The 13,872-nt window shown below is 72.3% G+C and carries 9 protein-coding genes, 4 pseudogenes and 1 riboswitch; of the genes and pseudogenes, 11 read left to right on the top strand and 2 right to left on the bottom strand.

Annotation, left to right across the window (positions count from 1 at the left end; translation table 11 throughout):
* Positions 1-4: 4 nt before the first annotated feature.
* Positions 5-1,228, bottom strand: a complete 1,224-nt coding sequence (locus ABD981_RS32815; RefSeq protein ID WP_046907442.1) for an MFS transporter — start codon at positions 1,226-1,228, stop codon at positions 5-7.
* A 116-nt stretch (positions 1,229-1,344) separates the two neighbouring features.
* Here ABD981_RS32815 and ABD981_RS32820 point away from each other — a divergent pair, with 116 nt between their 5' ends.
* Entirely contained in the window at positions 1,345-2,469 is a 1,125-nt protein-coding gene (locus ABD981_RS32820) for an ROK family transcriptional regulator (protein ID WP_046907441.1), read from the top strand.
* Between the two features lie 208 nt (positions 2,470-2,677).
* Here ABD981_RS32820 and ABD981_RS32825 read toward each other — a convergent pair whose 3' ends face one another.
* A complete protein-coding gene (locus ABD981_RS32825) occupies positions 2,678-5,035 on the bottom strand; it encodes a chitinase C-terminal domain-containing protein (RefSeq protein ID WP_046907440.1) in 2,358 nt (785 codons plus the stop codon).
* A gap of 255 nt (positions 5,036-5,290) precedes the next feature.
* A riboswitch (FMN riboswitch) is annotated at positions 5,291-5,421 on the top strand.
* 189 nt (positions 5,422-5,610) lie between these two features.
* Here ABD981_RS32825 and ribD point away from each other — a divergent pair.
* The 10 genes and pseudogenes from ribD to ABD981_RS32875 all read left to right on the top strand — a co-directional run.
* Positions 5,611-6,702 (top strand): bifunctional diaminohydroxyphosphoribosylaminopyrimidine deaminase/5-amino-6-(5-phosphoribosylamino)uracil reductase RibD, encoded by a 1,092-nt coding sequence (ribD, locus tag ABD981_RS32830; RefSeq protein ID WP_046907439.1) that lies wholly within the window; start codon positions 5,611-5,613, stop codon positions 6,700-6,702.
* A 2-nt stretch (positions 6,703-6,704) separates the two neighbouring features.
* Positions 6,705-7,313, top strand: a complete 609-nt coding sequence (locus ABD981_RS32835) for a riboflavin synthase (RefSeq protein ID WP_046907438.1) — start codon at positions 6,705-6,707, stop codon at positions 7,311-7,313.
* Positions 7,314-7,357: 44 nt separating this feature from the next.
* Positions 7,358-7,951 (top strand): nicotinamide mononucleotide transporter family protein, encoded by a 594-nt coding sequence (locus ABD981_RS32840; protein WP_046907524.1) that lies wholly within the window; start codon positions 7,358-7,360, stop codon positions 7,949-7,951.
* The gene (locus tag ABD981_RS32845; protein ID WP_046907437.1) at positions 7,948-9,234 is read left to right on the top strand and encodes a bifunctional 3,4-dihydroxy-2-butanone-4-phosphate synthase/GTP cyclohydrolase II; all 1,287 of its coding nucleotides are present in this window, start codon (positions 7,948-7,950) and stop codon (positions 9,232-9,234) included. The genes ABD981_RS32840 and ABD981_RS32845 overlap by 4 nt, the downstream gene beginning before the upstream one ends.
* A 49-nt stretch (positions 9,235-9,283) precedes the next feature.
* Positions 9,284-9,769: a 6,7-dimethyl-8-ribityllumazine synthase gene (gene ribH, locus ABD981_RS32850; protein ID WP_046907436.1), complete on the top strand. Its 486-nt coding sequence runs from the start codon at positions 9,284-9,286 to the stop codon at positions 9,767-9,769.
* A gap of 34 nt (positions 9,770-9,803) precedes the next feature.
* Positions 9,804-10,077 (top strand): annotated as a pseudogene (locus tag ABD981_RS32855) (phosphoribosyl-ATP diphosphatase).
* A 53-nt stretch (positions 10,078-10,130) separates the two neighbouring features.
* Positions 10,131-10,980: pseudogene (gene hisG / locus ABD981_RS32860) on the top strand (ATP phosphoribosyltransferase).
* A 60-nt stretch (positions 10,981-11,040) separates the two neighbouring features.
* Positions 11,041-11,493 carry a PH domain-containing protein gene (locus ABD981_RS32865; RefSeq protein ID WP_046907433.1) on the top strand — a complete coding sequence of 151 codons (453 nt, stop codon included), beginning with the start codon at positions 11,041-11,043 and terminating at the stop codon, positions 11,491-11,493.
* Positions 11,494-11,715: 222 nt separating this feature from the next.
* Positions 11,716-13,081 (top strand): annotated as a pseudogene (locus tag ABD981_RS32870) (hemolysin family protein); the annotation flags it as partial.
* Positions 13,056-13,872, top strand: a pseudogene (locus tag ABD981_RS32875) (hemolysin family protein); the annotation flags it as partial. The pseudogenes ABD981_RS32870 and ABD981_RS32875, both read left to right, overlap by 26 nt.

Genomic DNA, 13,872 nt, shown 5'->3' on the forward strand with positions numbered 1-13,872 from the left:
CCGGTCAGCGGACCCCTTCCCGGACGTCCGCGCCGGTCCCGGCGGTCCCGCCGGCCCCGGTCGCGGTCCGGGCCCCGCCCCGCAGCACGCCCGCGCCCAGGACCAGCCCGAAGGACAGCAGCGTGACCAGGCCGAAGGAGACGATCAGGGAGGTCGCGTTCGCGATGCCGCCGATCGCCGAGGGGGCGATGAGCCCCGAGGTGTACGTGATGGTGGCGACGCCCGCGATGGCCTGGCTGGGGTTCGGGCCGCTGCGCCCGGCGGCGGCGAAGGCCAGCGGGACGACGACCGCCACCCCGAGCCCGATCAGCCCGAATCCGGCCATCGCCAGGGCCGCGTGCGGGGCGAACACCACGAGCAGCCCGCCGGCCGTGGCCGCCAGCCCCCCGGCCCGTACCGTGCGCTCCGCGCCGAAGCGGTCCACGACCCGGTCGCCGGCCAGCCGCGCGACGGCCATGGTCAGCGCGAAGGCGGTGGTCGAGGCGGCCGCGAGCCCGGCCGAGGTGCCCAGCTCGTCCTTGAGGTAGACCGCGGACCAGTCGAGGCTCGCGCCCTCCGCGAAGACCGCGCAGAAGCCGATCGCGCCGATCACCAGGGCCGACTTCGGCGGCAGCGCGAAGCGCGGCGGCGCCTCCTCCTCGGGGGTGCTGCGCAGGTCCAGGACGCCCTGGCAGAAGACCAGGCCGAGGGCGGTGAGGACCAGAGCGGCGATCAGGTGGTGCACCCGGGCGTCGACGCCGAGGTGGGCGGCGAGGGTGCCGGCCGCGGAGCCGAGCAGGGCGCCCACGCTCCACATGCCGTGCAGGCTGGACATGATCGAGCGGCCGAGCCGGGTCTCGACCTCGACGCCGAGGGCGTTCATCGCCACGTCGGACATGCCGGCCGTGGCGCCGTAGACGAAGAGCACGGCGCACAGCCCGTACACGTTCGGCGCGAGCGAGGGCAGGATCAGCGCGAGCGTCCAGAGCGCGAGCAGGCCGCGCAGGGCGGTGCGGGCGCCGAAGCGGTGGCTGATCGCCCCGGCCAGCGGCATCGCCAGCGAGGCGCCGATGGCGGGGAAGGCCAGGGCGAGGCCGAGCTGGCCCGCGCTGACGCCCGCGTGCTCCTGGATCCAGGGGATCCGGGTCGCGAAGCTGCCGGTGACGGCGCCGTGCACGCAGAAGACGGCGGCGACGGCGAAGCGGGCCCGCCGTAGCCGCTGGGTGGTGAAGACGGTCGTGTCCGCCATGTGGTGCCCTCCCCGGAACCGGTGTGTGCTGTTGGTCGCGTAAACTATCAGGAACCCTGCCTGATAAATAGTGGGGCGGGCGGTACCCCTGTCGGATCGTCTGAGAGGATCACCGCATGGCCGCATCCCCGAGCACCGCCCGGGCCATCAACGACCGGCTCGCCCTGCGCCTGCTCCAGGACGAGGGCCCGTTGACGGCGACCCAGCTCAAGACCCTCACAGGGCTCTCCCGGCCCACCGTGGCCGACCTCGTCGAACGGCTCAGCGGCTCCGGGCTCGTCCAGGTCGTCGGCGAGGCGGGCGCCGAGCGCCGCGGCCCCAACGCCCGGCTGTACGGGATCGTCGCCGACCGCGCCCACCTCGCCGCGCTCGACGTGCGCACCCGCTCCGTGGCGGTCACCGTCACCGACCTGCTCGGCGCCACGCTCGCCGAGGCGGCCGCGCCCGTGGGCGACCACGACGGCACCGGCCCCGCGGTGGAGAGGGCCGTCGCGCTCCTCGAACGGACCGCGAAGGAGGCCGGCGTCGACCGGCTGCACACCGTGGCCGTCGGCGCGCCCGGCCTCATCGACCCGGCCACCGGCGAACTGCGCGACTCCACGGGGCTGCCCGCCTGGCACCGCCGGCTCGTCGGCTTCCTCCAGGAGCGGCTGCCGGCCCACGTCCTGGTCGAGAACGAGACCAACCTCGCCGCCGTCGCCGAACTGCGCGAGGGCGCGGCCCGCGACCGCGAGGACTTCGTCCTGCTGTGGCTCGGCCAGGGGGTCGGCGCGGCGGTCGTCCTGGACGGCAGGCTGCGCCGCGGGGCCTCCGGCGGCGCCGGCGAGCTCGGCTTCCTGCCGGTGCCCGGCACCTCGGGGCTGCCCTCGGCCTTCGGCTGCGACGGCGGCTTCCACGAGCTGGCCTGCGTCGCCGCCGTGCAGGCGCTGGCCGTCGCCCACGGCCTCGACCCGGAGACGGCCCTCGCCTCCGGCCACGGCCCGTTCCTGGACGCCCTGGCGCACCGCCTGGCGGTCGGCGCGGCGGCCGTGGCCGCCGTGCTGGACCCGGGCTGCGTGGTCCTGGCCGGCGAGACCGGCCACCAGGGCGGCCCGGAGCTCGCCGCCCGCGTCGAGGCCGCGCTCGCGGGGCTCTCGCCGCTGCGCACCGAGGTCCGTGCCACCGCCCTCGGCGACACGGCGGTCCTGCGGGGGGCCCTCGTACGGGCGCGTGACGCGGCCCAGGAGGAGCTGTTCCCCTGATGACGGGCCGGGAGCCGGCGGGCCCGGAGCTGGCGGGCCCGGAGCCGACGGGCCCGGAGCCGACGGGCCCGGAACTGACGGGCCCGGAGCCGACGGGCCCGTGAACGCGCCCGCGCCGCGCCCCGGACAGGGGGGCGCGGCGCGGTGGGAGACCCGGCGGCGGCAAGGGCCGTGAGACCGCCGCCGGGGGTTTCTCAGGGGGAGGGGACTAGCAGGCGCCCTGGTCCTTCCAGACGCCCCACTGGCCGGTCGTGCCCGGCTCCTCGTTCTGCGTCCACCACTGGGCGAGCCACTTGTGGCCCTTGTGGGAGACGACGTTGTTCGCGTTGTAGATCGTGCCTGCCACGTACGCCGGGGCGGTGCAGCCGGTGGGCGGCGTCGTCGGCGGCGTGGTGGGCGGGGTGGTCGGGGGAGTCGTCGGCGGGGTGGTCGGCGGCGTGGTCGCGCCCGGCTCCACCAGGGTCGTGCCGCGCGCCAGGTCACCGGCGAGGGCGTAGACGGTTCCGTTGACGGTGACCGTCCAGTTCGACGGCGTGGAGACCGGCAGGTAGTAGTTGAACGCCAGGTCCACGGTCGCGCCGGGGGCCAGCGACTGCCAGGCCGGGAGCTTCAGGGAGACCCGGTGGAAGTCGCCCTTCAGGCCGCCCACGTTGCTGCCGGTGTGGTCGCTGCTGATCACCTTGGTGCCGAAGCCGGACTGGTCGGAGGCGTTGTTCGGGGCCGAGGTCGAGTAGTCGAACTGGAACTCGGTGCCGCCGGGCAGCGTGGTCTGCGTGTTGTTGGTGATCTTGATCTTCGGGGTGATCGGGTAGTTGGAGTCACCCAGCTTGAACTCGGCGAACTCGACGCCCACGTTCACGGCCTGGGTCGGCAGCGTCGCGTTGGACTTCTTCGCGCCGTACGGGGTGGCCGCCTTGAACTTGTCGTACATCAGCGAGGTGAGCGTGGAGCCCATCTCGTACTGGTTCTTCGTGGCGTTCCAGGCGTAGTCGCCGGCCATCTCCCAGACCATGGTGCCGCCGATGCCGCGGCTGACCACGTAGTCGGCCTTGGCGGCCACGGACTGCTCGTCCTCGGTGGAGAGGAAGACCTTCTTCTGGGCGTTCCACAGCCACGGGGCGACCAGCGTCGAGTCGTACTTGCGGGCGTAGGTGCCGGTCAGCGTGGTGTTCGCGGGGAAGCCGTACTGGGTGACGTAGTCGCCGACGATCCCCTTCTCCAGGTTCTTGGCGTGCCACATCGGGTTGGATCCGGCGGGCGACTCCTGCCCGTTGGTGTCCTTGTCGTGCCACAGGTTGTCGATGCCGGAGGCGCCGTCGCCGCACTTGGTCAGGCCGGAGCCGGCCGGGCAGGTGGTCGCGGTGGCCTTGCCCCACAGGCCGTCGGTGCCGCCCTGCACGTTCTTGTGGCCGCGGGTGTAGTACGGCAGGCCGATGTTGATCCGGCCGGCCGGCATGGAGCCGCGGAAGTAGTGGTAGGCCCAGTCGGTGTTGAGGTAACCGATGTTGCCGTACTGCGAGGAGCCGTAGACGTTGGCGGCGGCGAGCTCGCCGTCCTTGCCGTCGTCGAACAGCGAGGCGTTGGGACCGACGTACTCGTTCCAGGCGCCGTGCAGGTCGTAGGACATGATGTTGACGTAGTCCAGATACTTCTGCATCTGGAAGGTCTCCATGCCGCGCAGCAGGTAGCCCGAGGAGGGCGCGGCGACGGTGAGCATGTAGTGCTTGCCGTCGGTGGCGCCGGCCCGGTCCAGCTTCTCGCGGAGCGACTTCATGAGGACGGCGTAGCTCTGCACGAGGCCCGCGCGGCGCCCGTTGGCGAGCTGCCAGTCGAGCGGGTTGCCCGCGTCCTTCATGGTGGTCGGGTACTCGTAGTCGATGTCGACGCCGTTGAAGCCGTACTTCCGGATGAAGTCGACGGCGGAGGTGGCGAACGTGTCGATCCCGGCCTGGTTGACCGACCCGTCGGCGTTGGTCGCCATCGAGTAGAAGCCGCCGGAGTTCACCCGGGCGCCGTTGTCGTCGAAGTAGCCTCCGGTCTCCGCCCAGCCGCCGACCGAGATCAGCGTCTTGACGTTCGGGTGCTGCTTCTTGAACTTGTTCAGCAGGTTGAAGTGGCCCTTGTAGGCGTACGCCGGGTCCATCTCGGCGCCCGCGACACCGGGCCAGGTCATCCCGGTGGCGGCGTTGTTCGGTCCGTCGGTGCCGACGGACAGCTTGTTGTCGCTGCCGATGTGGCCGAAGGCGTAGTTGATGTGGGTGATCTTGTCCCACGGGATGTCCTTGGCGAGGTACGCGGGCTCGCCGTTCTTTCCGGTCCGCCAGCCGGTGAAGTAGCCGATGACGCGGCGCTGGTGGTCCGCGCCCATCTTCTCGCGGCCCTCGGTGTCGTAGACCGAGCAGTACGGGACATCGACGCCGGGCGTCTTGTAGAGCCCGTCGGGGCGACAGGACTCGTTGTCGGCCGCGTACGAGACGCCGCCGGCGGCGAGGGAGCTGATCAGCAGTCCGGCGACGGCGGCGCCGGAAGCGAGCAGCGCGGCCCTCTTCTTCGTGGGGGACAACACGATCGTTTCCTCCTGGGGAGGTTCAAAAAGCACAACGAACAAGGGGGTGGGTCGTGTTGGGCCCGTGGAGTGCGCACAACCGGCGGGCCGTACCTCGGAGGTGACACGGAGATTAAGAGGACTAGACCAGTGCGTCAATAGGTCTGGACCAACGAAGGATTTCGTGGGATGCTCATGCCAGGTTGTGAGTCAGCCCACAGAGCCCGACCTGTCTGGCCGGTTCCCGGCCGTGGCACACTGGCCCTGTATCAGCAGCAGCGCACTCCGGGGTCGGTGTAATTCCGAACCGGCGGTATAGTCCGCGACCCGTCCGCAAGCCAGCGGCCGGTTGACCAGGTGAGATTCCTGGACCGACGGTGAAAGTCCGGATGGGAGGCAGTGCGCGGCGGGCGACCCCTGTCACAGGGGGTGTGCCGGCCGTACGTCCGCTGGTCGCCGCGACGCCGTACCACCGGCATCGATCGGCGTCCCCAGGGGACCTCCGGCCTCGGCGCACCCTGCGTGAGACGTCGTACCCGCTCTCTGTCGTCATCGACAGGCCCCGGAGTCCGTGCCCGAAGAGGCAGGAGGACCCGGTGGCCACGCCCGCCGACATCACCGCCATGCGGAGCGCCGTCGCGCTCGCCGCCCGCGGTCTCGGCTCCACCAGCCCCAACCCCGTCGTCGGCTGCGTCATCACCGACGCCTCCGGCCACCCGGTCGGCAGCGGCTACCACCAGCGCGCCGGCGGCCCCCACGCCGAGATCCACGCCCTGCGCGAGGCCGGCGTGCTGGCCCGCGGCGGCACCGCGTACGTCACTCTCGAACCCTGCAACCACACCGGTCGCACCGGCCCCTGCGCCCAGGCCCTGATCGAGGCCGGGATCAGCCGCGTCGAGTACGCGGTCGGCGACCCGAACCCGCAGGCCACCGGCGGTGCCGACACCCTGCGCGCGGCCGGCGTCGAGGTCCGGCAGGGCCTCCTGGAGGACGAGGCCGAGGCCGGCAACCTGGCCTGGCTCACCTCCGTCCGCCGCGGCCGTCCCTTCGTCCGCTGGAAGTACGCCGCCACCCTCGACGGCCGGATCGCCGCCGCCGACGGCACCTCCCGCTGGATCAGCTCTGCCGCGTCCCGCAGCGACGTCCACCGGCTGCGCGCCGAGGCCGACGCCGTCCTCGTCGGCGGCGGGACGCTGCGCGCCGACGACCCGCACCTCGCCGTCCGCGGCATCGAGGAGGCCACCCAGCCCCTGCGGGTCGCCCTCGACACCCGTGCCACGGTCCCGCCGACCGCCCGCGTCCTGGACGACGCCGCCCCCACCCTCCTCGTCGTGGGGGAGGAGGCCGACACCCGGCACCTGCCCGGCGTCGAGGTGCTCCGGCTGCCCCTGCGCGACGGCCGGATCGGCGTCCACGACCTGCTCGACCGGCTGTACGCGCGGGGCGTCCGCTCCGTCCTCCTCGAAGGCGGCCCCACCCTCGCGGGCTCCTTCGTCGCGGCCGACGCCGTCGACCAGGTCGTCGGCTACCTCGCCCCCGTCCTCCTCGGCGCGGGCCCGGCCGCCCTCGCCGACGCCGGAATCGGCACCCTCACCGAAGCGTTGCGGCTGCACGTCACCGAGACCGAACGCATCGGACCCGACCTCCGCGTCACCGCCGTCCCCACCACCACCCCCAAGGGAGCCTGACCGTGTTCACCGGAATCGTCGAAGAGCTGGGTGAGGTCGTCGCCGTCGAGCAGCTGGCGGACGCCTCCCGTTTCCGGCTGCGGGGCCCCCTGGTCACGCAGGACGCCAAGCACGGCGACTCGATCGCGGTCAACGGCGTCTGTCTCACGGTCGTCGAGCACGGCGACGGGGAGTTCACCGCCGACGTGATGGCCGAGACGCTCAAGCGCTCCTCGCTCGGCGCCCTGGAGGTCGGCTCCCGGGTCAACCTGGAGCGCCCCATGGCCGTCGGCGACCGCCTCGGCGGCCACATCGTCCAGGGCCACGTGGACGGCACCGGCACCGTCCTGGAGCGGACCCCGTCCGAGCACTGGGAGCTCGTCAAGGTCGGCCTGCCCGCCCACCTCTCGCGCTACGTCGTCGAGAAGGGCTCGATCACGGTCGACGGCGTCAGCCTCACCGTCGTCGACGCCGCCGCCGACTACTTCACCATCAGCCTCATCCCCACCACCCTCGCCCTGACCACGCTCGGCATCAAGCAGCCCGGCGCCCCGGTCAACCTCGAGGTCGACGTCATCGCCAAGTACGTCGAGCGCCTGCTCGGCCCGAACGCTCAGGAGAACGTCAAGTGAACTGGCTCAACTCCGAGGCGTTCAGCGCCTTCGGCCAGCACATCATGTGGTCCGACATGATCGGCAACACGATCGGCCTCGTCGCCCTGGCCCTCGGCTGGCGCCGCTCCGTCCTCACCTGGCCCGCCCAGCTGCTCTCCGGCCTCATCCTGGTCGGCGCCTACGCCTCCGCCCACCTCAGCGGCGGCGTCGGCAAGCAGCTCCTGGTCATCGGCGTGGCCGCCTGGGGCTGGCGCCAGTGGAGCCGCGGCCGGCAGCAGGCCCAGGACGGCTCCATCGCGGTCCGCTTCGCCACCTGGAAGGAGCGCGGGCTGCTGCTCGCCGGCGCGGCCCTCGGCACCCTCGCCGTCGGCGGCCTCTTCACCCTCTACCCGTCGCTCTCCTGGAGCCCCTGGGCCGACGCGTACATCTTCGTCGGCACCCTCGTCGCGATGGTCGCCCAGGCCCGCGGCCTGGTCGAGTTCTGGTTCGCCTGGCTCCTCGTCGACCTGGTCGGCGTCCCGCTCGCCTTCAACAGCGGCCTCGCCTTCTCCGGCCTGGTCTACGTCATCTACTTCGCCCTCGTCATCTGGGGCATGCGCGACTGGTGGCTCCGGACGCGCACCGCTCCCACCGCTCTGGAAGGAGCCCACGCATGAGTGCCCTGCCTGCGCTGCCTCTCTGGGACGCCGCCGACCTCGCCCTCGACCCGGTCGAGCAGGCCATCCGCGACATCGCCGCGGGCCGCCCCGTCGTCGTCGTGGACGACGCGGACCGCGAGAACGAGGGCGACCTCGTCATCGCCGCCGAGAAGGCCACCCCCGAGGTCGTCGCCTTCATGATGAGCGAGTGCCGCGGCCTGATCTGCGCCCCCATGGAGGGGGAGGAGCTGGAACGCCTCCGGCTGCCGCAGATGGTCGACCACAACACCGAGTCCATGCAGACCGCCTTCACCGTCTCCGTGGACGCGAGCGCCGCCCACGGCGTCACCACCGGCATCTCCGCCGCCGACCGCGCCACCACGCTGCGCATGCTGGCGAGCGGCGAGCACGAGCCCGGCGACTTCGTCCGCCCCGGCCACGTCTTCCCGCTGCGCGCCAAGCCCGGCGGCGTCCTGGTCCGCAACGGGCACACCGAGGCCGCCGTCGACCTGGCCCGCCTGGCCGGGCTGCGCCCGGCCGGCGCGATCGTCGAGATCGCCGGCGAGGACGGGGTGATGCTCCGGCTGCCCGAGCTGATCCCCTTCGCCCGCAAGCACGGCCTGACGATCATCTCCATCGAGGACCTGATCGCCTACCGCCGCTCCGCCGAGCCGACCGTCCGCCGCGAGGCCGAGGTCCAGCTGCCCACCGCACACGGCGAGTTCACCGCGTACGGCTACCGCTCCACCGTCGACGGCGTCGAGCACGTCGCCCTCGTGCACGGCGAGATCGGCGCGGGCGAGGACGTCCTGGTCCGGGTCCACTCCGAGTGCCTGACCGGCGACATCTTCCACTCCCTGCGCTGCGACTGCGGTCCCCAGCTCCAGGCATCCATGGACCGCATCACCGAGGCCGGCCGCGGCGTCGTCGTCTATCTGCGGGGCCACGAGGGCCGCGGCATCGGCCTGCTGTCCAAGCTGCGCGCCTACGAGCTCCAGGAGCGCGGCCGCGACACCCTCGACGCCAACCTGGAGCTGGGACTGCCCGCCGACGCCCGCGACTACGCGGCCGGCGCGCAGATCCTCGCCGACCTCGGGGTCCGCAGCCTGCGGCTGATGACCAACAACCCCGACAAGATCGACGCCCTCACCCGGCACGGCCTCACCGTCGAGGGCCGCGAGCCCATGCCGGTCCAGGCGGGCGAGCACAACCTCCGCTACCTGCGCACCAAGCGCGACCGGATGGGCCACGACCTGCCCTGGCTGGACGGCTCCTCGGGCTCCACCTGCGACAACCAGTAATCCCCTCCGTAGACGCAGTACGTACGACCGATCACCGGCAAGGAGAAACATGAGCGGCAAGGGCGCACCCGTCCTCAGCGTGAAGAACTGCGGCGACCTCCGGGTCGCGGTCATCGCGGCCCAGTGGCACGAGAAGATCATGGACGGTCTCGTGGACGGCGCGCTGCGGGCCCTGAGCGAACTCGGCATCGAGGAGCCCACCCTGCTCCGCGTCCCCGGCAGCTTCGAGCTCCCGGTCGTGGCGAAGGTACTCGCCGGTCGCGGTTACGATGCCATCGTGGCGCTCGGCGTCGTCATCCGCGGCGGAACGCCGCACTTCGAGTACGTGTGCCAGGGCGTCACCCACGGCCTCACCCAGGTCTCGATCGACACCGGCGTACCCGTCGGATTCGGCGTCCTGACCGTCGACAACGAGGAGCAGGCCCTGGACCGGGCCGGCCTCGAAGGATCCTCCGAGGACAAGGGCCACGAGGCCGTCACCGCCGCCGTCGCCACCGCGACCACGCTGCGGACGGTCAGCGAACCCTGGCGCTGAGTGGTGCCTGCCCACCGCGTACTCTAAGGACATCATGGCGAACAAAACCTTCGAAGAGCTCTTCGCCGAGCTCAAGCTCAAGGCCGAGACCGGCGACCCGGCGACCTCCCGTACCGCGGAACTGGTCGGCAAGGGCGTCCATGCCATCGGCAAGAAGGTCGTCGAGGAGGCCGCCGAGGTCTGGATGGCCGCCGAGTACGAGGGCAAGGAAGCCGCCGCCGAGGAGATCTCGCAGCTGCTGTACCACGTCCAGGTGATGATGGTCGCCCCGCGGGATCTCGCTCGACGACGTCTACTCCCATCTCTGAGCGCTCGAGCACCGAAACACTCCCTTACACCTGAGGCAAAGGAAGCCCGTCCCATGCTGCGCATCGCCGTCCCCAACAAGGGTTCTCTCTCCGGACCTGCGATGGCAATGCTCCATGAGGCGGGCTACCGGCAGCGCAAGGAGTCCAAGGAACTCGTCGTCGTCGACCCGGACAACGAGGTGGAGTTCTTCTACCTCCGCCCGAAGGACATCGCGATCTACGTGGCGTCCGGCCGGCTCGACATCGGCATCACCGGCCGCGACCTGCTCCTGGACTCCGGCGCCAACGCCGAGGAGATCCTGCCGCTGAACTTCGGCCGGTCCACCTTCCGTTACGCCACCCGCCCGGGCACCGCGAACGGCCCCGAGGACTTCCAGGGGATGACGATCGCCACCTCCTACGAGGGCATCGTCGCCAAGCACCTCGCCGAGCAGGGCGTCGACGCCTCCGTCGTGCACCTCGACGGCGCCGTCGAGACCGCGATCCAGCTGGGCGTCGCCCCAGATCATCGCGGACGTCGTCGAGACCGGCACCAGCCTGCGCAACGCGGGCCTGGAGGTCATCGGCGAGCCGATCCTCACCTCCGAGGCCACCGTCATCCGCCGCACCGGCGCACCGACCGACGACCCGAAGGTCCAGCAGTTCCTGCGCCGCCTCCAGGGCGTCCTGGTCGCCCGCTCGTACGTGATGATGGACTACGACTGCCGCGCCGAGCACCTGGAGCAGGCCGTCGCCCTCACCCCCGGCCTGGAGTCGCCCACCGTCTCGCCGCTGCACAACGAGGGCTGGGTCGCGGTCCGCGCCATGGTCCCCGCCAAGGAGGCGCAGAAGGTCATGGACGACCTGTACGAGCTGGGCGCCCGTGCCATCCTCACCACGGCCATCCACGCCTGCCGCCTCTGACCCCGACCGCCGGCGGGCGTCCGACAGGGGTGCCCGCAGGAAACCGCGCAAGGAACCCGCATGTCCGAGTCCACCGCATCCGCCCTCCCGGTCACCTTCCGGCCCGCCCGCACCCGGATCGTGCTGCTGACCGTCGGGGTGGCGATGTTCGTCGTCATCACCACCGTCGGGATGATGCTGGAGAAGCTCGGACCGGGGGAGCGGGCCAGCTTCGTCTTCACCGCCGCGCTCTTCCTGGGCGTCCTGGTGCTGCTGAGCCGCCCCAAGGTCGTCGCCGACGCGCAGGGCGTCACGGTCGTCAACATCACCCGGACGCGCCGACTCGCGTGGGCCGAGATCCTCAAGGTCAACCTGCGCCCCGGCGACCCCTGGGTCTTCCTCGACCTGAGCGACGGCACCAGCATGCCCGCCCTCGGCATCCAGCCCGGGATCGCCAAGGAGTCGGCGATCCGCGACGCCCGCGCGCTGCGCGCCCTCGCCGACAGCCACGGGAGCGGCAGCGAGACGTCCTGACACCCGGTCGCGTCCCCCATACGGGGCCGACCCCCTGCCCCCGGCGGCACGGGCGTGACTACTCTTGAGGCGGCGGTGCCGAGCGGCACCGCCGCCTCGCACGTGCAGGGCCGCCCGCCGGCGGCCCCGCGGGGCAGCCCTTCGACCCGAGGAGTGACTCCCTCCGGCAATGGACGGATCGTCCGGTAGTACCTGCGCCGCCCCCTCACCCGAGGCGGCGGCATGATCGTCTCGCTCCTGCTGCTCGCCGCAGCCTTCCTGCTGATCCTCGCCAACGGCTTCTTCGTGGCGGCCGAGTTCGGCCTCGTCACCGTGGAACGTCCCGAGGCCGAACGGGCCGCGGCCGAAGGCGACCGGCGGGCCCGCACCGTCGTCAAGGCGCTGCGCGAGCTGTCCTTCCAGCTCTCCGGCACCCAGCTCGGCATCACCATCACCTCGCTCGTCACCGGCATGCTCGCCGAGCCCGCGCTCGCCCGGCTGCTCGACGGGCCGCTCAGCGCGACCGGGCTCCCCGCGGGGGCCGTCTCCGGCATCGCGGTGGTCGTCGGCATGCTGCTGGCCTCCGCCGTCCAGATGGTGGTCGGCGAGCTCGTCCCCAAGAACTGGGCGGTCTCCCGGCCGCTCCAGGTGGCCCGCTTCGTCGCCGGACCGCAGCACGTCTTCTCCTCGCTGTTCCGGCCGGTGATCGCCCTGCTCAACCGGGTCGCCAACCGGCTGGTCCGGCTGTTCGGCGTGGAACCCACCGACGAGCTCGACTCGGTCCGCACCCCCGGGGAGCTGGTCTCCCTCGCCCGGCACTCGGCCCTGGCCGGCGCCCTCGAACAGGACACCGCCGACCTCTTCGTGCGGACCCTGTCGCTCGGCGGGCTCACCGCCGAACAGGTGATGACCCCGCGGGTGAAGATGAGCGCCCTGCAGTCGGACGCCACCGCGGCCGACGTCCTCAACCTCACCCGGGCCACCGGCCTGTCCCGCTTCCCCGTCTACCGCGAGCGGATCGACGAGATCGTCGGCATGGTCCACCTCAAGGACGCCCTCGCCGTCGTCCCGCACGAGCGGCACCGGGTCCCCGTGGGCCCGGATCGCCGTCCCGCCGCTGCTCGTCCCCGAGTCGCTGCCCGCCCAGGCGCTCCTGGAGCGGCTGCGCCGCGAGCAGCCGATCGCGGTCGTCGTCGACGAGTACGGCTGGGCACCGCCGGGGTGGTCACCCTGGAGGACATCGTCGAGGAGCTCGTCGGCGAGGTGCGCGACGAGCACGACACCGCCGCCGACGAACGGCCCGAACTGGCCGCCGTCCCCTCGGAGGACGGCCAGCCGGCCTGGGAGGCCGACGGCTCCTGCCGGGGTGCACACCCTGCACCGGATAGGACTCGACGTGCCCGACGGGCCGTACGAGACGGTCGCCGGGCTCGTCGCCGATCTCCTCGGGCGGATCCCCGCCCCGGGCGACCGGGCGAACATCCCCGGCTGGCGGCTCTCGGTGCGCCAGGTGGACCGCTACCGCGCCGAACGGGTGCGCATCACGCGCACCGCCCCGGTGCCCGTCGGCGCGGAGGCGTCCGATGAGCCTGCTCCCGCTGCTGTTCGCCGTGCTCCTCGTCCTGGCCAACGGCTTCTTCGTCGGTGCCCGAGTTCGCCCTCGTCTCCGTGCGCCGCAGCCAGATCGAGCCGCTCGGCGGCTCCCGAGCCCGCCAGGTCCTGTACGGCCTGGAGAACCTGCCGCAGATGATGGCCGCCGCCCAGTTCGGCATCACCGTCTGCTCGCTCACCCTGGGCGCGGTCGCCGAGCCGACCGTGGCCCGGCTGCTCGAACCGGTCTTCCACGCGGTGGGCGTGCCGGAGGGCCTGATCCACCCCCTCGGGTACGTGTTCGCGCTCGCCGCGGTGGTCTTCCTCCACCTCGTCATCGGCGAGATGGTCCCGAAGAACCTGGCGATGGCCGATCCCGAGCGGGACCGCGCTGTGGCTGGGCCCCGGGCTGGTCGGCTTCGCCCGGCTCTGCCGCCCGGTGACCAGCGCCCTCGGCGCCTGCGCCCGGCTCGTCCTCAAGGCCTTCCACGTGGAGCCGCAAGGACGAGGTGGAGGCGGTCTTCACCCGGGCGCAGCTCGGCCGGCTGGTCGAGGACGCCGGCCAGGCCGGGCTGCTCGACCCGGCCGAGCAGGAGCGCCTGGAGGACGCCCTGGAGCTGGGCACCCGCCCCGTCACGACGTCCTGATCCCCTCGGCCTCGCTGGTGACGGTCTCCCCGTCGGTGACCCCAGCGCGAGATCGAGGAGCTGACCGTCCGCACCGGCTACTCCCGCTTCCCGGTGTCCGGGGGCCGGGGCACCTTCATGGGCTTCGTGCACGTGAAGGACGTCCTGGACCTGGAGGACCGGG

Origin of the sequence: Streptomyces showdoensis, from assembly GCF_039535475.1 — a bacterium.
In the GTDB taxonomy this organism is placed as follows: Bacteria; Actinomycetota; Actinomycetes; order Streptomycetales; family Streptomycetaceae; genus Streptomyces; species Streptomyces showdoensis.

What these genes read in the sequence shown, in the direction of transcription:
- ABD981_RS32815 (WP_046907442.1), bottom strand. Translation starts at nt 1,228, where the DNA reads ATGGCGGACACGACCGTCTTCACCACCCAGCGGCTACGGCGGGCCCGC.
- ABD981_RS32820 (WP_046907441.1), top strand. Translation starts at nt 1,345, where the DNA reads ATGGCCGCATCCCCGAGCACCGCCCGGGCCATCAACGACCGGCTCGCC.
- ABD981_RS32840 (WP_046907524.1), top strand. Translation starts at nt 7,358, where the DNA reads ATGTGGTCCGACATGATCGGCAACACGATCGGCCTCGTCGCCCTGGCC.
- ABD981_RS32845 (WP_046907437.1), top strand. Translation starts at nt 7,948, where the DNA reads ATGAGTGCCCTGCCTGCGCTGCCTCTCTGGGACGCCGCCGACCTCGCC.
- ribH (WP_046907436.1), top strand. Translation starts at nt 9,284, where the DNA reads ATGAGCGGCAAGGGCGCACCCGTCCTCAGCGTGAAGAACTGCGGCGAC.
- ABD981_RS32865 (WP_046907433.1), top strand. Translation starts at nt 11,041, where the DNA reads ATGTCCGAGTCCACCGCATCCGCCCTCCCGGTCACCTTCCGGCCCGCC.